The organism is Streptomyces sp. HB132 (genome assembly GCF_016909575.1).
GTDB lineage: Bacteria > Actinomycetota > Actinomycetes > Streptomycetales > Streptomycetaceae > Streptomyces.
In genome coordinates this window covers 114,647-133,512 of record NZ_JAFBGA010000017.1, presented here as the reverse complement: position 1 = coordinate 133,512, position 18,866 = coordinate 114,647, and the positions used below count along the sequence as shown (strand labels likewise).

General features: G+C 69.9%; 17 protein-coding genes and 3 pseudogenes. 13 read left to right on the top strand and 7 right to left on the bottom strand.

The features are described from left to right. The first annotated feature begins 47 nt into the window (after window positions 1-47). The 4 genes from bioB to JOC24_RS28330 all read left to right on the top strand — a co-directional run bounded on the left by bioB (window position 48) and on the right by JOC24_RS28330 (window position 3,974). Window positions 48-1,211 carry a biotin synthase BioB gene (gene bioB, locus JOC24_RS28345; protein WP_205023254.1) on the top strand — a complete coding sequence of 388 codons (1,164 nt, stop codon included), beginning with the start codon at window positions 48-50 and terminating at the stop codon, window positions 1,209-1,211. Then, a complete protein-coding gene (locus tag JOC24_RS28340; protein ID WP_205023253.1) occupies window positions 1,204-2,508 on the top strand; it encodes an adenosylmethionine--8-amino-7-oxononanoate transaminase in 1,305 nt (434 codons plus the stop codon). The genes bioB and JOC24_RS28340 overlap by 8 nt, the downstream gene beginning before the upstream one ends. A gap of 1 nt (window position 2,509) precedes the next feature. Further along, a complete protein-coding gene (gene bioD / locus JOC24_RS28335) occupies window positions 2,510-3,199 on the top strand; it encodes a dethiobiotin synthase (protein ID WP_205023252.1) in 690 nt (229 codons plus the stop codon). 79 nt (window positions 3,200-3,278) lie between these two features. Next, a complete protein-coding gene (locus JOC24_RS28330; RefSeq protein ID WP_205023251.1) occupies window positions 3,279-3,974 on the top strand; it encodes a class I SAM-dependent methyltransferase in 696 nt (231 codons plus the stop codon). Window positions 3,975-3,984: 10 nt separating this feature from the next. Here JOC24_RS28330 and JOC24_RS28325 read toward each other — a convergent pair whose 3' ends face one another. Both JOC24_RS28325 and JOC24_RS28320 read right to left on the bottom strand, forming a co-directional pair. Further along, window positions 3,985-4,356: a hypothetical protein gene (locus JOC24_RS28325; protein WP_031094113.1), complete on the bottom strand. Its 372-nt coding sequence runs from the start codon at window positions 4,354-4,356 to the stop codon at window positions 3,985-3,987. Further along, window positions 4,353-4,580 (bottom strand): hypothetical protein, encoded by a 228-nt coding sequence (locus tag JOC24_RS28320; RefSeq protein ID WP_014157595.1) that lies wholly within the window; start codon window positions 4,578-4,580, stop codon window positions 4,353-4,355. The genes JOC24_RS28325 and JOC24_RS28320 overlap by 4 nt, the downstream gene beginning before the upstream one ends. Before the next feature lie 323 nt (window positions 4,581-4,903). On the opposite strand from JOC24_RS28320, the gene JOC24_RS28315 reads away from it, so the two are divergent. From JOC24_RS28315 to mug, 6 genes and pseudogenes are all read left to right on the top strand, one after another. Then, window positions 4,904-5,323: a GNAT family N-acetyltransferase gene (locus JOC24_RS28315; protein WP_205023250.1), complete on the top strand. Its 420-nt coding sequence runs from the start codon at window positions 4,904-4,906 to the stop codon at window positions 5,321-5,323. A gap of 209 nt (window positions 5,324-5,532) precedes the next feature. Then, a complete protein-coding gene (locus JOC24_RS28310; RefSeq protein WP_205023249.1) occupies window positions 5,533-6,870 on the top strand; it encodes a hemolysin family protein in 1,338 nt (445 codons plus the stop codon). Further along, on the top strand, window positions 6,867-7,886 hold the full coding sequence (locus JOC24_RS28305) for a hemolysin family protein (protein ID WP_205023248.1): 1,020 nt from the start codon (window positions 6,867-6,869) through the stop codon (window positions 7,884-7,886). Before JOC24_RS28310 ends, JOC24_RS28305 begins: the two co-directional genes overlap by 4 nt. Window positions 7,887-8,163: 277 nt before the next feature. After that, a complete protein-coding gene (locus tag JOC24_RS28300) occupies window positions 8,164-9,003 on the top strand; it encodes an SGNH/GDSL hydrolase family protein (protein ID WP_205023247.1) in 840 nt (279 codons plus the stop codon). 220 nt (window positions 9,004-9,223) lie between these two features. After that, a complete protein-coding gene (gene purB / locus JOC24_RS28295; protein WP_205023246.1) occupies window positions 9,224-10,666 on the top strand; it encodes an adenylosuccinate lyase in 1,443 nt (480 codons plus the stop codon). Between the two features lie 19 nt (window positions 10,667-10,685). Beyond that, window positions 10,686-11,225: pseudogene (mug, locus tag JOC24_RS28290) on the top strand (G/U mismatch-specific DNA glycosylase); the annotation flags it as partial. A gap of 162 nt (window positions 11,226-11,387) precedes the next feature. Here the strand turns inward: mug and JOC24_RS28285 are convergent. The 3 genes and pseudogenes from JOC24_RS28285 to JOC24_RS28275 all read right to left on the bottom strand — a co-directional run. Next, window positions 11,388-11,825 carry a hypothetical protein gene (locus tag JOC24_RS28285; protein ID WP_205023291.1) on the bottom strand — a complete coding sequence of 146 codons (438 nt, stop codon included), beginning with the start codon at window positions 11,823-11,825 and terminating at the stop codon, window positions 11,388-11,390. 129 nt (window positions 11,826-11,954) lie between these two features. Then, window positions 11,955-12,656, bottom strand: a pseudogene (locus tag JOC24_RS28280) (ABC transporter permease); the annotation flags it as partial. Window positions 12,657-12,665: 9 nt separating this feature from the next. Next, window positions 12,666-13,462: pseudogene (locus JOC24_RS28275) on the bottom strand (ATP-binding cassette domain-containing protein); the annotation flags it as partial. A 108-nt stretch (window positions 13,463-13,570) separates the two neighbouring features. Here JOC24_RS28275 and JOC24_RS28270 point away from each other — a divergent pair. The 3 genes from JOC24_RS28270 (at window position 13,571) to JOC24_RS28260 (ending at window position 16,673) form a co-directional block, all read left to right on the top strand. After that, on the top strand, window positions 13,571-14,740 hold the full coding sequence (locus JOC24_RS28270; RefSeq protein ID WP_205023244.1) for a sensor histidine kinase: 1,170 nt from the start codon (window positions 13,571-13,573) through the stop codon (window positions 14,738-14,740). A 4-nt stretch (window positions 14,741-14,744) separates the two neighbouring features. After that, a complete protein-coding gene (locus JOC24_RS28265; RefSeq protein WP_205023243.1) occupies window positions 14,745-15,395 on the top strand; it encodes a response regulator in 651 nt (216 codons plus the stop codon). Between the two features lie 120 nt (window positions 15,396-15,515). Then, a complete protein-coding gene (locus JOC24_RS28260) occupies window positions 15,516-16,673 on the top strand; it encodes an ROK family transcriptional regulator (protein WP_205023242.1) in 1,158 nt (385 codons plus the stop codon). 211 nt (window positions 16,674-16,884) lie between these two features. On the opposite strand, the gene JOC24_RS28255 is transcribed toward JOC24_RS28260, so the two are convergent. Together JOC24_RS28255 and sigJ are read right to left on the bottom strand one after the other, a co-directional pair. Further along, window positions 16,885-17,652, bottom strand: coding sequence for a GntR family transcriptional regulator (locus JOC24_RS28255; RefSeq protein WP_205023241.1), 768 nt, complete (start codon window positions 17,650-17,652; stop codon window positions 16,885-16,887). 270 nt (window positions 17,653-17,922) lie between these two features. Beyond that, window positions 17,923-18,807, bottom strand: coding sequence for an RNA polymerase sigma factor SigJ (gene sigJ, locus JOC24_RS28250; protein WP_205023240.1), 885 nt, complete (start codon window positions 18,805-18,807; stop codon window positions 17,923-17,925). Window positions 18,808-18,866: the final 59 nt, after the last annotated feature.

Here is an 18,866-nt window from a genome sequence, read left to right as displayed (position 1 = left end):
CGGTTCCTCCTTGGCCGATGGCGGTGCTGTGCGTCAGGATCAACGCCATGGACCTGCTGAACACGCTGGTGGAAAAGGGGCTGCGGCGCGAACTGCCGACCCGTGACGAAGCGCTCGCCGTGCTGGCGACCTCCGACGACGAACTGCTCGACGTGGTGGCCGCGGCCGGAAAGGTGCGCCGCCAGTGGTTCGGCCGGCGCGTCAAGCTGAACTATCTGGTCAATCTGAAGTCAGGGCTCTGCCCCGAGGACTGCTCGTACTGCTCGCAGCGGCTCGGCTCCAAGGCCGAGATCCTCAAGTACACCTGGCTGAAACCGGACGAGGCGAAGAAGGCCGCAGCCGCGGGGGTGGCGGGCGGCGCCAAACGGGTGTGCCTCGTGGCCAGCGGCCGGGGGCCCACCGACCGTGACGTCGACCGGGTGTCGCAGACGATCGAGGCGATCAAGGAGCAGCACGAGGACGTCGAGGTGTGTGCCTGCCTCGGTCTGCTCTCCGAGGGTCAGGCCGACCGTCTGCGGTCTGCCGGCGCGGACGCCTACAACCACAACCTGAACACCTCCGAGGGTACGTACGGGGACATCACGACCACCCACACGTACGCCGACAGGGTGGACACCGTGCAGCAGGCCCAGGCCGCCGGACTTTCGGCGTGCTCCGGTCTGATCGCCGGGATGGGCGAGACCGACGCCGACCTGGTGGACGTCGTCTTCTCGCTGCGTGAGCTCGATCCCGACTCCGTGCCGGTGAACTTCCTGATCCCCATGGAGGGGACCCCGCTGGCGAAGGACTGGCACCTCACTCCGCAGCGCTGCCTGCGCATCCTGGCGATGGTCAGGTTCGTGTGCCCGGACGTCGAGGTGCGGCTCGCGGGCGGTCGCGAGGTCCATCTGCGCTCGATGCAGCCGCTCGCCCTGCATCTGGTCAACTCCATCTTCCTGGGCGACTACCTGACGAGCGAGGGCCAGTCCGGACAGACCGACCTCGACATGATCGCGGACGCCGGCTTCGAGGTGGAGGGAGCGGCGACGACGACGCTCCCCGGGCACCGGGCGCCGGCCGGGGACGGCTGCGGTTCGCACGAGGGCGGTTGCGCTCCGTGCGGCGACCCTGCCGGAAGCGGTCCGGAGCCTTCCGAGGCCCTTGCGGCCCGCACGGACCTGGTGTCGGTCCGCCGTCGAGGCGCCGGGACGGACCTCGCTCCCAATGCCTGATCAGCTCAGCCCCGCGGAACTCCGCGCCCTGGACCGGGCCCACGTCTGGCACCCCTACGGCCCGATGCCGGGCAGGCAGGAGCCGCTGGTCGTGGAGTCCGCGTCCGGGGTGCGTCTCCGGCTCGCCGAACCCGTTCACGGCCGGAGTGAGTTGGTGGACGGCATGTCGTCCTGGTGGTCGGCGGTGCACGGTTACAACCATCCGGTGCTCAACGAGGCCGCCCGTGACCAGCTGGACCGGATGAGCCATGTGATGTTCGGCGGGCTCACGCACGAGCCCGCCGTCCGGCTGGCGGCCCGGCTCGTGGAGATCACCCCGGAGCCTCTGCAGCACGTCTTCCTCGCCGACTCGGGGTCCGTCTCCGTCGAGGTCGCGGTGAAAATGTGCCTGCAGTACTGGCGTTCGGCCGGGCGGCCCGCCAAGCGCCGGCTTCTCACCTGGCGCGGTGGCTATCACGGCGACACCTGGCAGCCCATGTCGGTGTGCGACCCCGACGGAGGGATGCACGAGCTGTGGTCGGGGTCCCTCCCCCGGCAGATTTTCGCCGACGCCCCACCGGACGGTTTCGACGCCGATCCGGACGACGCCTACGTGCGGCATCTGCGGGAGCTGGTGGCCGCCCATGCCGACGAACTGGCAGCGGTGATCGTGGAACCCGTGGTGCAGGGTGCGGGCGGGATGCGCTTCCACTCCCCCGCGTACCTGAGGGTGCTCCGCGAGGCGTGCGACGCGAACGACGTGCTGCTGGTGTTCGACGAGATCGCGACCGGGTTCGGCCGCACGGGACAGTTGTTCGCAGCCGGGCACGCCGGTGTGTCCCCGGACGTCATGTGTGTCGGCAAGGCGCTGACCGGCGGCTATCTGACACTGGCGGCGACCTTGTGCACCACCCGGGTCGCAGAGGGCATCTCGAGCGGAGACGTCCCTGTGCTGGCGCACGGGCCGACGTTCATGGGTAACCCGCTGGCATCGGCGGTGGCCTGCGCATCCGTGGATCTGCTGCTGGGCCAGGACTGGGAACTCGAGGTGAAACGGATCGGCACGGGCCTGCGCCAGGGGCTGGCCGAGGCCGCCGAAGTACCCGGCGTACGCGACGTCCGGGTGCTGGGCGCGATCGGGGTGGTGCAGCTCGACCACGAGGTGGACATGGAGGCCGCGACACGGGCCGCGGTCCGCGAGGGCGTTTGGCTGCGCCCGTTCCGTGATCTGGTCTACACGATGCCGCCCTATGTGACGGGCGACGACGATGTGGCGCGCATCTGCCGGGCCGTGTGCGCCGCGGCGAGGGAGGGCTGAGATGAAGATTCTCGTGATCACCGGTACGGGCACCGAGATCGGCAAGACGATCGTGACCGCGGCGGTGGCGGCCGCCTCCCGGGACCTGCGGGTCGCGGTCCTCAAGCCCGCGCAGACCGGCCTCGCCCCGGGCGAGCCGGGAGACGCCGCAGAGGTGGCACGCCTTGCGGGCGCTCATGTCACCGCGGTCGAACTGGCGCGCTTCCCGGAACCGTTGGCACCCGGGACAGCCGCGCGCCGAGCCGGTCTCCCGCCCGTACGACCGCACGAGATCGCCGAAGCCGCCCAGAAGCTGGCGACGGAGCACGACCTGGTGCTGGTCGAGGGGGCGGGTGGGCTGCTCGTCCGCTACGACGGGCAGGGGTCCACGCTCGCGGACGCCGCGCGGCTGATGGCGGCACCCGTCCTCGTGGTGGCGCCGGCAGGCCTGGGGACCCTCAACTCCACCGCGCTGACGACGGAGGCGCTGCGGACGCGAGGACTCGCGTGTCGCGGGGTGGTGGTCGGCAGCATGCCGGCCGAGCCGGATCTGGCATCGCGGTGCAACATCGACGACCTCCCGGTCGCGGCGGGCGCCCCACTGCTCGGGGCGGTCCCGGCCGGGGCGGGAGCGTTGGCGCCGGCCGACTTCCGGGCGCGGGCGGCGAGTTGGCTGTCACCCGAACTCGGCGGGAAACGCCCCGCCGGATGAGCGGCTGAGCGGGCCCGTACGGGGGAGAATCGAAGGAGAGCCGTACCCACGTGCCCGTGCCCTCCGAGGAGGTCCGATCATGCGTCGGCGCAGCACACCCGTCCCCCGCGACGCGGTACACCACCCGGTATTCGCCCGGTTCTACGCCCGGCTGAGCGTGACCGCGGATCTCAAGGGAGGTGTGGCGGAGCGCCGCGAAGAACTCCTCTCGGGCCTTTCCGGCCGTGTCATCGAGATCGGCGCGGGCAACGGTCTCAACTTCGCGCACTACCCCGGAGCCGTGTCCGAAGTGGTGGCCATCGAGCCCGAGCGCAGTCTGCGGCAGCTGGCGTCCGGTGCGGCGCGACACGCGGACGTGCCGGTCGACGTGGTGCCGGGCATGGCGGAGGCACTACCGGTCAAGAGCGAGGCGTTCGACGCGGCCGTCGCCTCGCTGGTCCTGTGCACGGTGAGGGACCTGCCCCGGGCTCTGGCGGAGATCAAGCGTGTGCTGCGGCCGGGCGGTGAACTGCGCTTCCTCGAGCACACCCTGGCTCCGGGGCGGACGCTGGCGACGACACAGCGTGCGGCGGACCGCACACTCTGGCCGCTGCTCTTCGGGGGCTGTCACACGGCGCGGGACACGGTCGCGGCAATTGAGGAGGCCGGATTCGAGCTGGGGCTGTACCGCAGGTTCCGTATCCCGGAACGGGGCGTGCAGCTGCCGAGTTCCCCGTGCGTGCTCGGCGTGGCCCGCCGGTCCGGTGTGGTGGACCGCTCGGCGGAGGCCGGCTGAGGAGATCCGGTCACAGACTCCACCGGCGCAGCTCGTCGGCGATGGCCCGGACGTCGGCCTTGCCTTCCTTCACGAGCCGGGCCAGATCGCGCACCTGCTCGGGAGAAGTGATGACCTTCAGCCCTGAGGCGACGAGGTAGCCGTAGGCGACGGCCGAGGCGAACATCGCGTTGGAGTGCTCGAGCGCGGGCACATGGAGCAGCAGCTGCAGCATGGCGGCTGCCCGGGAGTGCGGGTCGCTGTAGACGGGGCTGCCGAAGATCTCCGCCTCGTGCCGGCTCACAGCGGCGACGAGTGCACCCCAGTCCACGACCTGCGGATCACCGGGCGTCTTGTGCTCAGCGACCATGAGCAGCCAGGAAAGGTCGATCTGCAGGTTCAACGGGTGCCTTCGCGCTCCGGGCCGAACTCCTCGGCGAACACCGACTCGTACTGCTTCATGAAGTCGGCCGCGGCCTCGACGAAGGTGTGTCCCACCTCGCCGGCATCCTGTTTGACGAGCTCCTCTATGTAGCGGTTCACGCTCATCCCGCGCTGCAGGGCGCGCTGCCGCGCCGCCTCGGCGGTGGCCTCGTCCACGCGGACGTTCAGCTGAGTCTTGGGCACGGCATCACGCTAGCGCGAGTGCGCTAGCGCTCGCAAGGGGAACGGGCCGGAACCTGCGGGCGCCGTGGTGAGCGGCCTTCCGCGGTGCGGCGAGGGCGCCCCGAGCAGGCGGGACGACCTTCGGCTGTGTGGCTGGGTTGCCCTTGCACGGGGCGGGCCGGCCTTCGGCTGTGCGGCTGTGGCCCCTCGCGCGGGACGAACGGTTACGGCGGGGTGGGTACGCCGCGGTTCGAGGCGGCGACTACGCCGCCCATCCGCCACTGCCTCCGCCCGGCACCGGTAAGCGCTCGCTTTCCCCCCGGACACTCTGGTTGGCTCGAATCATGACCGATCTCAGCATCCGCTGCGCGACCCTCGCCGACGTCGATCCTGTCCTGCGGTTCTGGCGTGAGGCGGCGGAGGGCACGAGCATCACCGACGATCACGACGGGGTGACCCGGCTCATCGCACGGGATCCCGAGTCCCTCCTCCTCGCAGCGCGGGACGACGTGGTCGTCGGGTCCGTCATAGCCGGTTTCGACGGATGGCGATGCTCCGTGTACCGCCTCGCCGTACACCCCGGGCATCGCCGACAGGGCGTCGCCCGTGCGCTGCTGGACGCCGCGGAGCGAAGATTCCTCGCCCTGGGCGGGCGGCGGATCGACGCCATGGTCCTGGAGTCCAACGAGCGGGCCCACCACGCATGGGGCGCGGCTGGCTACCATCGCGAGGACCACTGGCGGCGCTGGGTCAGGTCTCTCTGACACGCGACCGGGTCCGCCGGACACTTGCGACAAACCACGAACCGCACACCGGACGGGCCTTTTTGCCGATCCTTTACTATGAATCCTCGACCGTCCGACCCATTCGAAAGGTGTGAGCGTCCGCCCATGGGCGAGCCCCCCAGTAGTCGATACCGCCGACATCGCGCGATCCCTCTGCCCCTGCCCGACCATGGGACGGAGGTGAACCGATGACCGAAGTGCTCCTGCTCCTCGTGGCGCTCCTGCTCTCCCTCGTCTGCGGCGTGTTCGTGGCGGCCGAGTTCTCTCTCACCACAGTGGAACGTGGCGAGCTCGAACGGAGCGTCGAGCGAGGGGACCGAGGTGCGGCGGGAGCTCTCAAGGCCGTACGCAGCCTCACCTACCAGCTCTCCGGCGCTCAGCTCGGAATCACCGTCACCAACCTGGTCGTGGGCATGCTCTCCGAGCCGTCCATCGCCGCGCTGATCCGGGGACCTGTGGAGGCGACCGGGCTGTCGCCCGGCGTGTCCTCCTCGCTGGCGCTCGTGATCGGCACCGCACTGTCCACCGTGGTCCTGATGGTGGTGGGTGAGCTCGTCCCGAAGAACTGGGCGATCTCCTCCCCCCTGGCGGTCGCACGCACGGTCGCGGCACCGCAGCGCGCGTTCACGGCGGTCTTCCGGCCCTTCATCAGCCATCTCAACAACACCGCGAACCGGATGGTGCGACGCTTCGGCCTCGAACCGGCCGAGGAGCTGGCCTCGGCGCGCAGCCCGCAGGAGCTGGTCGCCCTGGCACGCCACTCCGCGAAGGAGGGCGCTCTCGAGGCGGACACCGCGGAACTCTTCGTGCGCACCCTCAACCTGTCCGAACTGACCGCGGAGAACGTGATGACACCCCGCGTGCAGGTCACGGCCCTGGAGGTACAGGCGACCGCCGAGGACGTCGCGAACGCGACCCGGGCGACCGGCCTCTCCCGGTTCCCCGTCTACCGGGGCAGCCTGGACACGGTGGTCGGCGTCGCGCACATCAAGGACGTACTGGCCATTCCTGCGGAGCAGCGGCCCCGTAAGCGGGTCTCGGACATGCTCCGCGAGCCCTTGCTCGTGCCGGAGACCCTGACCGTGGACCGCCTGCTGGACCGCCTCTCCGGGAAACTGGCCATGGCCGTCGTCATCGACGAGTACGGCGGCACGGCGGGAGTGGTGACGCTGGAGGACATCGTGGAGGAAGTCGTCGGCGAGGTGCGGGACGAGCACGACCCGCACGAGACCCCCGACCTCGCGGCCGCGGGCGAGGACGCTGACGGCCGCACGCTGTGGTCGGCGGACGGAGCGGCCCGCACGGACCAGCTCCGCACGATCGGACTGCGGGTGCCGGACGGACCGTACGAGACACTGGCCGGGCTGATCGCCACGGAGGTCGGCCGGATTCCGGTGGTCGGCGACACCGTCGAGCTCACGGGTTGGCGGATCGACGTGGTGGACGCTTCGGGGCACCGCGCCGCGCGCGCGCTGCTCCACGCGCCCCTGCCCGGTGACGACGAGCCGGAGGTGGACGAACGATGATCGCCGTCCAGCTCTTCATCGGCTTGCTGACCCTGGTGGTCAACGCCTTCTTCGTCGGCGCGGAGTTCGCTCTGATCTCCGTACGCCGCAGTCAGATCGAGCCCGAGGCCGAGGCCGGGAACCGCAGAGCCCGCAGCGTCATCTGGGGCCTCGAACACGTGTCGGCGCTTCTGGCGGCGGCTCAGCTGGGCATCACGCTCTGCACGCTGGTGCTGGGTATCGTCGCCGAGCCTGCCATCGCCCACCTGCTGGAGCCCGTCTTCGACGCGGTGGGGGTACCGCACGGACTGGTCCACCCGATCTCGTTCGTGATCGCGCTGACCGTGGCGACGTATCTGCACATGCTGCTGGGCGAGATGGTGCCGAAGAACATCGCACTGGCCGAGCCCGCCCGCACCGCTCTGCTGCTCGGACCGCCCCTGGTGACGCTGGCCAGGGCGCTGAAGCCGGTGATCTTCGCGATCAACGCCTTCGCCAACGCCCTGCTCAAGCTGCTCCGGGTGGAGACGAAGGACGAGGTCTCCGCGACCTTCTCCGACGACGAACTCGCCCGCCTCGTCAAGGACGCCGAGGATTCCGGGCTCGTCGACGACCGCTCGGCGGACCGTCTGCGCCACGCGCTGGAACTGGGCCGGCGGCCGGTCCGGGACGTGCTCCTCCCGGTCGACCGGGTTCTGTACACCAGGGTCGGCACGACCCCGGAGGAGCTGGAACGGCTCTCGCACGAGTCCGGCTTCTCGCGCTTCCCCGTGATGGACAGCGAGCACCGCATCATCGGGTACCTCCATGTGAAGGACGCCCTGGACGCCGCTCCGCGCGATGTGCCGTTCCCGGTGACCGCTCTGCGACCGATCGCCCGGGTGCGTGCGGCGACGCCTCTGGATGACGTGCTGACCGCACTCCGCCGGAGTCGGACGCACCTGGCTGCCGTGCTCGACGAGGACGACCGGCTGGCGGGCATGATCACGATGGAGGACGTGCTGCGCGAGCTCGTGGGCAGGCCCCAGGCCCGCTGACGAACGAGTCGAGGCCGCGACGGCGTGAAGACTCCGACCGGGCCGGGGCCAGGGCCGTCACGTACGGGCTCCGGCTCGGGGCTCCGGCTCCGGCTCCGGCTCCGGCTCCGGCTCAAGTAATCGTCGCGGACGGTGCGAGTAGGGGCGCGGCCATGTGGTCGTGCCCCTTTTCCGCGCTTTCCCGACCCCGGCTCCGGGCCCTCTGCCCTGGGTCCTGGGGGTCGACGCTCCACGAATCCTGCCCAGTGACCACCGGCGCGGTACGATCGGCCTCGCCATGGAATTGAATGCCTCCTACACCAGTCTTGTCGCGGTCGGCGACTCGTTCACCGAGGGCATGTCGGATCTGCTGCCCGATGGTTCTTATCGCGGGTGGGCCGATGTCCTCGCCGCCCGCCTCGCGGCCCGTACGCCCGGGTTCCGGTACGCCAACCTCGCCGTACGGGGAAAGCTCATCGGCCAGATCGTCGACGAGCAGGTCGGGGTCGCCGCGGCGTTGCAGCCGGATGTGATCACGCTCGTCGGCGGGCTCAACGACACCCTGCGGCCGAAGTGCGACATGGGTATGGTCCGCGGCCGGCTGGAGGAGGCGGTGGAGCGTCTCGCGCCCTCGTGCAAGACCTTGGTGCTCATGCGGAGCCCCGGCCGTAACGGTCCGGTCATGGAACGCTTCCGTCCGCGCATGGAGGAACTGTTCACTCTGATCGGCGACCTGGCCGAGCGGCATGGTGCGGTGGTCGCCGACCTGTACGGTGCGCCGTCACTGGGCGATCCGCGTATGTGGGACGTCGACAGGCTGCACCTGACGGCCGAAGGCCATCGGAGGGTCGCGGAGGCGGTCTGGCAGGCGCTTGGGCTGCCCGCCGAGAGTGACTGGCAGTCCCCGATGCCCGCGTCGGCGCCCGCACGGTGGGCGCAGCGGCGGATCGATGACGTCCGGTTCGCCCGGCAGCATCTGATGCCGTGGATCGGACGGCGTCTGACCGGGCGCTCGTCCGGTGACGGCCGGGCCGGCTCACAGTTCGACGCGGGGCTGGGGAAGGCGTTCTGGATCTCTCCACAGGACGGGGCCACGACCCCCGGACCGGTGACGGGGTGGCGTCGGCTCGACGGCTGATCGCATCGCGGCAGGCGGCCGGGTACCACCTCTCGGTTGCTCGAACTCGGCTGCGTCCCGCCCAGGACGAACGCGCCGACTGACGCCGGAGCCCTGTCCGCGGGACTCGGGGTCCGCGCACCGGGAAGCCACGCCGGCACGAGGAGGCGAGTGCCTTGTGGGAAAGCACAAACCAGCCCGCGGCGCAGACCTGCAGAAACCGCCAGTAGAATCGGGACACGTGACTGCTGTGTCTGCGAAGCCTCGCATCCCCAATGTCCTGGCCGGCCGCTATGCCTCTACGGAGCTGGCCGTCCTCTGGTCCCCCGAGCAGAAGGTGAAGCTGGAACGTCAGCTGTGGCTGGCGGTGCTGCGCGCTCAGAAGGACCTCGGGATCGATGTGCCCGACGCCGCGCTGGCCGACTACGAACGAGTGATCGACCAGGTCGATCTCGTCTCGATCGCCGAGCGCGAGAAGGTCACCCGGCACGACGTGAAGGCCCGCATCGAGGAGTTCAACGCTCTCGCCGGCCATGAGCAGGTCCATAAGGGGATGACCTCCCGTGACCTCACCGAGAACGTCGAGCAGCTGCAGATCCGGCTCTCCCTGGAGCTGATGCGCGACCGTTCCGTGGCGGTACTGGCGCGGCTCGGCAAGCTCGCGGCGGAGTACGGCGAGCTGGTCATGGCGGGTCGTTCGCACAACGTCGCCGCGCAGGCGACGACGCTCGGCAAGCGCTTCGCCACCGCCGCGGACGAGCTGCTCGTGTCCTACGGCCGGCTGGAGGATCTGCTGGGCCGATACCCCCTGCGCGGCATCAAGGGGCCTGTCGGCACGGCGCAGGACATGCTCGACCTGCTCGGCGGCGACGCGGACAAGCTCGCCGACCTGGAGCAGCGCATCGCCGGGCACCTCGGGTTCGCGCACGCCTTCACCTCCGTCGGCCAGGTATACCCCCGCTCCCTCGACTACGACGTGGTGACGGCGCTGGTCCAGCTGGCCGCCGCTCCCTCGTCGGTCGCCAAGACCATCCGGCTGATGGCCGGACACGAACTGGTGACCGAGGGCTTCAAGCCCGGCCAGGTCGGCTCGTCGGCGATGCCGCACAAGATGAACACCCGCTCCTGCGAGCGCGTGAACGGCTTGATGGTGATCCTGCGCGGCTACGCGTCGATGACGGGCGAGCTCGCGGGTGACCAGTGGAACGAGGGCGACGTGTCCTGCTCCGTGGTCCGCCGGGTCGCGCTGCCGGACGCCTTCTTCGCCTTCGACGGTCTGCTGGAGACCTTCCTCACGGTGCTCGACGAGTTCGGTGCGTTCCCCGCGGTCGTGGCGCGTGAGCTGGACCGCTACCTTCCGTTCCTGGCCACGACCAAGGTGCTGATGGGCGCGGTGCGGGCCGGGGTCGGCCGCGAGGTCGCGCACGAGGCCATCAAGGAGAACGCGGTAGCCTCGGCGCTCGCCATGCGGGAGCAGGGTGCGGAGCGCAACGAGCTGCTGGACAAGCTGGCCGCCGACGAGCGGATCCCGCTCGACCGCGACGAGCTCGATGCCCTGATGGCTGACAAGCTGTCGTTCACCGGTGCGGCGGGCGGCCAGGTCGCGTCGGTGGTCCGCAGGATCGAGCAGATCACCAAGCAGCACCCGGAGGCTGCCGCGTATTCCCCCGGCTCCATCCTCTGACGGCTGCCACCACTGCAGGATGACACCCGAGGAGCTCCAGGCCGCCCGCGATCGCGTCGTACCGGACGTGGTCGCGGGCGGTCTGCGTGTGCTCTTCTGCGGAATCAACCCCAGCCTCACGACTGCCGCCACGGGGCACCACTTCGCCCATCCAGGCAATCGGTTCTGGCCGGTACTGCACCGGTCGGGCTTCACACCGAGGCAGCTGAAAGCGTCGGAACAGGAACAACTTCTGGGCTTCGGTCTGGGAATCACCAATGTGGTGGCCAGGGCCACGGCGCGGGCGGACGAGCTCGGCCCGGAGGAGTTCCGTGAAGGCGGCAGAGTGCTCTCGGCCAAGGTGGAAGAACTGCGCCCGCTGTGGCTCGCGGTCGTCGGTGTCACCGCTTATCGCACCGCCTTCGGCGATCGCCGTGCGCGGATCGGCCCGCAGGAACGGACCGTCGGCGGCTCCCGTGTCTGGGCGCTGCCCAATCCGAGCGGGCTGAACGCGCACTGGACCGTGCAGACCATGGCGGACGAGTACGCCCGCTTGCTGGCGGCGGCCGGCCGGAACTCGTCCGGCTGGCTTCCCGCCCACCGACGACTGCTGGAACCGCCGCCGGACTTGCTCGGGGCGCACTCGGGAAGTGCCGCGAGATCGCTCTGTGGACCGGGCGACCAGAGCGGGCCGGGTGACCAGCAGGCCGAGTGACCAGAGCCGACCGGGTCCCCCTGTCACTCAGGGCGGGTCGACCACAGTGACCAGAACCCCCAACTCGCAGCCCGACCGGTCATCCCCTTGGTAGAGCACTACGGCAACCCACCGGCCCTCCGCTCGCCACAACTGGAGATACTCACAACTCGCGACTGGTTCAGCCCAGGGTTCGGCTATCACCTCCCCTGCCGTCATCCGTTCCTGCGCACTCCACAAGCTGATGACGTGTGGTTCTCCCCAGCGCAGGGTGAGTAGCGTGAGCAGCGCGTCGTGTTCCGCCAGGCACTGCACCCGGTCTTCTGCGCGATCTGCCCCGTCTCTCTCCTCGTGGCCGTGCTCGCCGGTGAGAAGCGCCGTGTGGTAGCCAGGTCCGCTGACTCCCGAGCCCGACGAAATCCGCTCCAGGGGAAAGCCCCTGGAGCGCATCCCGTCGATGAGGCGGAGGTGATGTGCGGTGGTCATACCGTCAGTAAACCTTCCCGCACTGACACATGGCCTCCCCCAGGCCGGCCCTTCCCTCGTCAGATCCTGGAAGCCGAGCAGACGACCTGCGAGGCAGGCGAGCGGCGCCCACTTCGCCGTAGCGGCTGAGGCGTCCCGCTTCCGCAGGTTCCACCAGCCCGCTGCCAGCGCGACACCCGCCCACCCTGCGGTGACCGCCAGCCCGGTCCACGGTCCGAGGCTGCCCTCATGATGCGCGTGGAACACCAACTGCCCGGCTCGGTCGGGGAAATACTGGGCGGCGCCTCCCGCTATGTCCCCGGCCACGAAGGAGACGATCAGAATGAAGGGGATGAGCAGGCTGAGTACGGCAACCGCACTGCGTAGTAACGCTGTCAGGCCCGCTGCGAGCAAAGCCATCAGAGCGAGATAGACGCCGCCTCCGAACGCGGCACGCAGTGCGCCTGGTTCCCCCAGTCGGATCGCGTACTCGCCCATGAAGAGCTGCCCCACCAGAAATGTGGCGAAGCTTGTGGTCAGCCCTACGACCAGGGCGAGCCCACCGACCACCGTCATCTTCGCCACGTGGAGGACGCTGCGGTTGGGGACGGCCGCGAGCGACATCCGTAGGGCACCGTTCAGGAACTCGGATGACAGAGCGGTCGCTCCGAAGCTGATGGCGGCGATCTGGCCGAAGTTCAGCGCGTAGAAGGCGGAGAACAAGGAGTCGTTACCCGCACTGTCCGCTTCCGCCTGCCCGACGGTGGAAGCGGCGAGCACGGTCACGAAGAGGGTGACGGCGAAAACCGCCACGCGGGACCCGGAAACGGACCGCACGGACCTGATCTTGATCCACTCGGAGTCCGTCTCGCTCGAGGTGAGATCGAGGTAGGCCTCTTCCAGCGTGGCGCGCTCAGCGCTGAGTTCGAGAAGTGGGATTCCCTCGTGGGCGGCCAGGACACCGATTTCCTCCGCCGTGGCTCCGTCGACCGTCAAGTGCCCGCTGTCGCCCTGCGCCGGCTGGGTGTGTCGGTAAGGAGTCCCCCCTTGCCGAGGACGACCAGGTGGTCGGCGAACGAGGAAGTCTCGCTCATCAGGTGACTCGAGACCAGGACAGTCCGGCCTTCGCCGGCAAGCTTCCGCATCAGTTCTCGGATCCAGATGATGCCCTCCGGGTCCAGCCCGTTCGACGGCTCGTCGAGCATCACCACCTCTGGATCGCCGAGAAGCGCCGCGGCGATACCGAGCCGCTGTCGCATCCCGAGCGAGAACGCTCTGATCCGCCGCCTCCCGACGGAGCCGAGACCGGCCTCCACGAGTACCTCTTCGACCCTGCTGCTCGCTGTGCCGTTACTGGCGGCCAGCACGAGCAAGTGATCGCGGGCGGTGCGCGAGCCATGTGCCGACCGGGCGTCGAGCAAGGCACCGACCCGGCGCAGCGGATTGCGCAGTGAGGCGTAGGCCCGTCCACCGAACGTGGCGGAACCAGCGGTCGCCCGGTCCAGGCCGAGGACCAGGCGCATGGTGGTGGATTTGCCCGCGCCGTTGGGCCCGAGGAAGCCCGTCACACGGCCGGGGCGCACGCTGAACGTGAGGTGGTCCACCGCGCGGGTGGATCCGTATTCCTTGGTGAGCTCGTGCACGTCGATGCTGGTCATGACCTCAGCCTGACCCTCGGCCCCCGGTTCGCGGCCTCCCACTCTCGAGTGGACCGCCTCCCTCTCCCGGGGGAGCCGCCCCCCGGTCTGCCCTGGCACGATTGCGGCATGCGCCGCTTCCTCGCAATGCTGGCCGGACCGGCCACCTACAGTCGATGGCTGCACCTGCTCATTCCGGCCGCGATGGCCAGCGTGTGGTTGTTCATCTCCCCGGACAAACCGTGGATGCCATTCCTCTTCGTGATACCTGTCGGGCTGCTTCCCGCGATGCGCACCGCCGAAGGAGTTCAGGCCCAACTGCTCCTCAAGCCCGAACAGAAGGGCCCCGGTGCGCCGATCGCCGTGGGACCTGCCAGAACATGGACAGATCGCTGCCGAACCGTTGCCTGGCTGGAGGTGCGGCTGGTCCTCGCTGCAGTGGCCTGCTTCGCGACGGTCCGCCTGCCCGCGACGGCGGTCGATCTCGTGCGGGGGTCGTTCGGTGCGAACCTGAGCGACGACTGGCCGGCCCTCGGTGTTCAGCCGGGCTGGTGGTGCGCCCTGCTCGCTCCCCTGCCGATCCTGCTTCTTCTCGGGCTGGTCGTCCTGTGCGGTGAGGTGGTCACGGCAGCAGCCCGCGGACTACTGGGGCCATCGCCGGCCGAGCGGATGACGGCTCTGGAGGAGCGCACCGAACAACTGCTGGAGCGCAACCGGATAGCACGCGAGCTTCATGATTCGATCGGGCATGCGCTGACGGTCGCGGTGGTACAGGCAGGAGCTGCCAGGACAGCGGGAAGCCCGGAGTTCACCGCGCGGGCACTCGCCGCCATCGAGGAGACGGGCCGCAACGCACTGGACGATCTGGAGCGCGTCCTCGGGGTGTTGCGCGAGGCCGACGTGCCCGTCAGCGGGCGTCCCACCCTGGCCGAGGCAGACCGGCTGCTGGAGTCGGCACGCGGCTCCGGGGCGAGGATCGACGCGGAGGTGACCGGCGCGCTGGCACTCGTGCCGGGCCCGGTGTCCCGCGAGGGTTACCGGATTCTGCAGGAGTCACTCACCAACGTGCTGCGTCATGCCGGTGCAGTTCCCGTACGGGTGAGAATCTCCGCGGCGGACGAAAGGCTGGAGCTGGAAGTGGCCAACCCCCTCGCAGGGAAGCCGCGTGGCCCGGGGGGTGGCAGCGGACTCAGAGGCATACGGGAGCGGGCCGCCCTGCTGGGCGGCGAGGCAAGTACCGGCCCGTGCGAGGGGGAATGGAGAGTGCACGCGACCCTCCCGATGGACCGCATACGCTGACCGGATGCCGGTTACCGTTCTTCTGGTCGACGACGAACCCCTGGTGCGTGCGGGACTGCGCGTGGTTCTGGAATCACAACCCGACATCGAAGTGGTGGGTGAGGCCGCCGACGGTGCGGCGGTGATTCCCCTGGTGAGCCGGCTCCGGCCGGACGTCGTGGCCATGGATGTACGCATGCCGCTGATGGACGGCATCGAGGCGACCCGGACGGTGCTGCGGACCGTCGCCGATCCGCCGAAGATCCTGGTGGTGACCACGTTCGAGAACGACGAGTACGTCTACGAGGCTCTGCGCGCGGGCGCCAACGGGTTTCTGCTCAAACGGGCCCGGCCCGCGGAGATCGTGCACGCCGTACGGCTGGTGGCGGAAGGCGAGTCGCTGCTGTTCCCCGCTGCTGTCCGGCAGCTCGCCGCCGAGTACGGCACCGGCAAGGCGCGGGCCGCGATGGACCGGGCTGCACTCACGGACCGCGAGGCGGCGGTGCTCCGACTGATGGCGCAGGGGCTGTCCAACGCGGAGATCGCCGGCAAGCTCATCGTGGGCGTGGAGACGGTCAAGACACATGTCAGCGCTGTGCTCGCCAAGTTGGGAGCCAGGGACCGCACTCAGGCGGTGATCGCCGCCTACGAGTCCGGCTTCGTGACTCCGCGCTGACCGAGGTCGCCCACGGAGCCGCGAACAGGCTCCGAACGCCTCTCTCCGGGTGCTGGTCGCCGAGGTCGGGGTCAGCGAGTACGATCCGGCAGACATGCGCACGACCTGGGAGGACACACGGTGGGCAGGCTGACCGGTGGGGACCCGTCCCTGCTGCGGAGGATCAATTCCGCGGTGGTGCTGCACGCCCTGCGAGGGGCGGATTCGCCCACGCTCACGGACCTCACCCGGATCACTGGCCTGTCGCGTCCCACAGTCGAAGGTGTCGTGGAGGGGCTCATCGGTGCGGGCCTCGTGGTCGAGGCACTTCCCGACGAGAGCGGAACACGGCGTCAGGGCCGCCCCGCCAGACGGTTCAGGTTCCGCGCAGAGGCCGGGTACCTGCTGGGCATCGAAATCGGCCCGCACCGGATCTCGGCCCTGCTGTCCGGGCTGGACGGCCGGATCGTCTGCGCGGGCTCCCGTGACGTCTCCGAAACGGCGTCCGCGGATGACAGACTCGACCAGGTCAGAGGCATGATCGCCGATGTGCTGCGTCGTGCCGGCGTGCAGCGGAGCAGCCTGCGCGCGGTCGGCGTGGGCAGCCCGGGCATCGTCGAGGCCGACGGGACCGTACGGCTGGGGACGGCGCTGCCGGACTGGACCGGACTCGCGCTCGGCGAGAGGCTGCGGCGCTCGTTCAAGTGCCACGTCCTGGTGGAGAACGACGCCAACGCCGCCGCGGTGGCGGAACACTGGAAGGGAGCGGCGACCGAGTCGGACGACATCGTCTTCGTCCTGGCGGGCTTGAGCCCCGGCGCGGGTGCACTGATCGGAGGTCGTCTGCACCGTGGTTTCGGCGGCGCGGCCGGCGAGATCGGCGCACTGCATCTTCTGGGCCGCGATGTCACACCGGAACGCCTGCTGTCCACGACGGACACGCCACTCGTCCCTCTGGACGAGCAGGCCGTCGCCGCCGTTTTCGCCAAGGCCAGGGACGGCGACGCCGGGGCACAGGCGGCGGTCGCACGCTTCATTCAACGGCTTGTGCACGATGTGGCGGCCCTGGTGCTGGCGCTCGATCCGGAGGTAGTGGTCATCGGCGGGTGGGCCGCCGGCCTGGACGGTGTCCTCGACCCGCTCCGTGAGGAGCTCGCCCGCTACTGCCTGCGGCCGCCAAGGGTGGCACTGTCACTCCTTGGAGAGGCGGCCGTCGCCACCGGTGCTCTTCGGCTGGCGCTCGACCACGTGGAGGAGCAGCTCTTCGCTGTGGAGGGAACGGTGACGGCCCGCCGCTGAGAGCGACGGGCCGTACGGCCGACACCACAAACGACCGTACGGCCGGCGCCACGGGCGACCGCGCGGCCGACAGGGGCCGACAGGGGCCGACAGGGGCCGACAGGGGCCGACAGCCAGGTGGTAACTCGACCACACCGTGTCAGGACCTCGGTGCGAGTGCCTGCGCTGAAGGCTCGCTTGCCCCCCTGTACACCAGGAGGCCTGCAAGGCATCAGGAGGCCTTGCGCTCCTGTTCGGCGTGGCTGATCTCCAACGCGCCCGAATCCCCGAAGGTGAGCCGGCAGGTGTCGGCCCGGTACGTGGCGACCGAGACGGCTGCCGTCCCGGCGGCGGCGAGGTAACGGGTGGTGACCACGAGAACGGGGGCGCCCGGAAGTCGGTCGAGCTCCTTGGCGTCGTCCGCGCGCGCCGACCCCAGTTCGACCGAGCGGTCTTGGCCGTCGAGGTCGAGGCGGTGCAGTTCCCTCAGCACACTTCGGGCCCGGACAGGTCCGGACGGCGCTTCGATGGCGGAGAGTTCGGGCACCGACGACGTCGGCACGTACAGGAGCTCCGCCGCCACGGCCTGCCCTTGGGCGACACGGATGCGGCGCACCACGTGCACAAGCCCTCCGGGGTCCGTGTCGAGCATGAGGGCGATGGCGGCAGGCGCCGTCGTGGTCGTGCACTCGGTGGGCTGCCACGCCTCGTCCGTGTCGTCGCCCGCCCAGCCGTGCTGTGCGGTGGCGACGGCCACTCCGACCCGGGGCGGGGCGACGGTCGTGCCGACGCCCCGGCGTCGCTGCAGCCTGCCTTCGAGCTCGAGCTGCTCCAGCGCCTGACGGAGCGTCGCCCTGGCGACACCGAAGCGCGCCGCGAGGTCCCGCTCGTTGGGCAGGACCTCTCCCACCGCGAAGTCCGAGTCGAGTGCCTCACTGAGCACGGTCTTGAGGTGCCAGTACTTCGGCTCCTGCACCGATTCCAGCTGCGTGGTCCCCACCCTGTCCTCCGCATCCGCCCGGTGGCTTGTTTTCCGCGACGTTCTTTATTAAAGGTTCCTGCCTTATCGTTCAGACCTTAGGACGGCGAACCACCTTGGTCAAGACCAATCCTCGCCCCGTAACACAGCGAAACGGACCACTGCCGCAGAGCGTTCACGGGACGTTCGCGCGGCGGCGGTGATCCCATGCCGCAGGAAGGCCCCAGGGAAGGCCCCCGGGAAGCTCGGCGCGAGCCTCCCGGGCGCCGGGCCGGGCTTCCGCTCGCGCCGCTACTCTGCGGGCACCCCTGCCAGTTTGTCCGGGTTCCGGATGACGTACACGCATCGGATGACCCCGTCGCTGGCGTCGGCCTGGAACACCGTGTCCACCTCGCCGTCCACGCTGAACACCAGAGCGGGACCACCGTTGAGCTCCAGGATCCGCACCTCCGTGGTGGCTGACCGTTCACGCCCCACAGCGAGGAGGAAGCGGCCGACCTTGTCCGCGGTCTCGACGATCCTGCGCGGCGCCTTCGCCTTGCCTCCACTGTCACTGACCATGCGCACGTCGGGTGCCAGCAGGGCGACCAACTGCTCCAGGTCCCCGCCCGAAGCGGCGGCCAGGAAGCGCTCCGTGAGATCGCGCCGCACGGCCGGATCGACGTCGTAGCGCGGCTTGCGCTCCTCCACATGAAGCTTGGCGCGGCCTGCGAGCTGCCTGACCGCCGCCTCCGACCGGTCGAGGGCGGCCCCGATCTCCGCGTACGGGAAGCCGAAGGCCTCACGCAGGACGAAAACCGCGCGCTCCAACGGGGAGAGGGATTCGAGGACGACGAGTACGGCGAGGGAAACGGAGTCGGCGAGCACCGCGCGTTCAGCGGAATCAGGAACGGCCGGGCCGAATGCGGTCACCACCGGTTCGGGCAGCCAGGGCCCCACGTACGCCTCGCGCCGGGACCGCAGGTGCCGCAGTCGGTCGATGGCCAGACGGGTGGTGATCCGCACGAGGAAGGCCCGCGGCTCCCGCACACCTTCGTGCTCCGCCGACGACCAGCGCAGCCACGCCTCCTGCACCACGTCCTCGGCGTCGGCGGCGCGGCCGAGCATGCGGTAGGCGACCCCGGTGAGGAAGGGCCGGTGTTCTTCGAAGAGCTCGGTCCCTGAGTCGGCAGTCACTCATCCATCCCAGCCGACGCGTCCGAGGGTGTCCAGCGGCAATCGGCGCGCACCCCTTG

Excerpts from the sequence above, each read along its gene's own strand:
- bioB (WP_205023254.1), top strand. The coding sequence starts at position 48 with ATGGACCTGCTGAACACGCTGGTGGAAAAGGGGCTGCGGCGCGAACTG.
- JOC24_RS28340 (WP_205023253.1), top strand. The coding sequence starts at position 1,204 with ATGCCTGATCAGCTCAGCCCCGCGGAACTCCGCGCCCTGGACCGGGCC.
- bioD (WP_205023252.1), top strand. The coding sequence starts at position 2,510 with ATGAAGATTCTCGTGATCACCGGTACGGGCACCGAGATCGGCAAGACG.
- JOC24_RS28330 (WP_205023251.1), top strand. The coding sequence starts at position 3,279 with ATGCGTCGGCGCAGCACACCCGTCCCCCGCGACGCGGTACACCACCCG.
- JOC24_RS28315 (WP_205023250.1), top strand. The coding sequence starts at position 4,904 with ATGACCGATCTCAGCATCCGCTGCGCGACCCTCGCCGACGTCGATCCT.
- JOC24_RS28310 (WP_205023249.1), top strand. The coding sequence starts at position 5,533 with ATGACCGAAGTGCTCCTGCTCCTCGTGGCGCTCCTGCTCTCCCTCGTC.
- JOC24_RS28305 (WP_205023248.1), top strand. The coding sequence starts at position 6,867 with ATGATCGCCGTCCAGCTCTTCATCGGCTTGCTGACCCTGGTGGTCAAC.
- JOC24_RS28300 (WP_205023247.1), top strand. The coding sequence starts at position 8,164 with ATGGAATTGAATGCCTCCTACACCAGTCTTGTCGCGGTCGGCGACTCG.
- JOC24_RS28285 (WP_205023291.1), bottom strand. The coding sequence starts at position 11,825 with ATGACCACCGCACATCACCTCCGCCTCATCGACGGGATGCGCTCCAGG.
- JOC24_RS28270 (WP_205023244.1), top strand. The coding sequence starts at position 13,571 with ATGCGCCGCTTCCTCGCAATGCTGGCCGGACCGGCCACCTACAGTCGA.
- JOC24_RS28265 (WP_205023243.1), top strand. The coding sequence starts at position 14,745 with ATGCCGGTTACCGTTCTTCTGGTCGACGACGAACCCCTGGTGCGTGCG.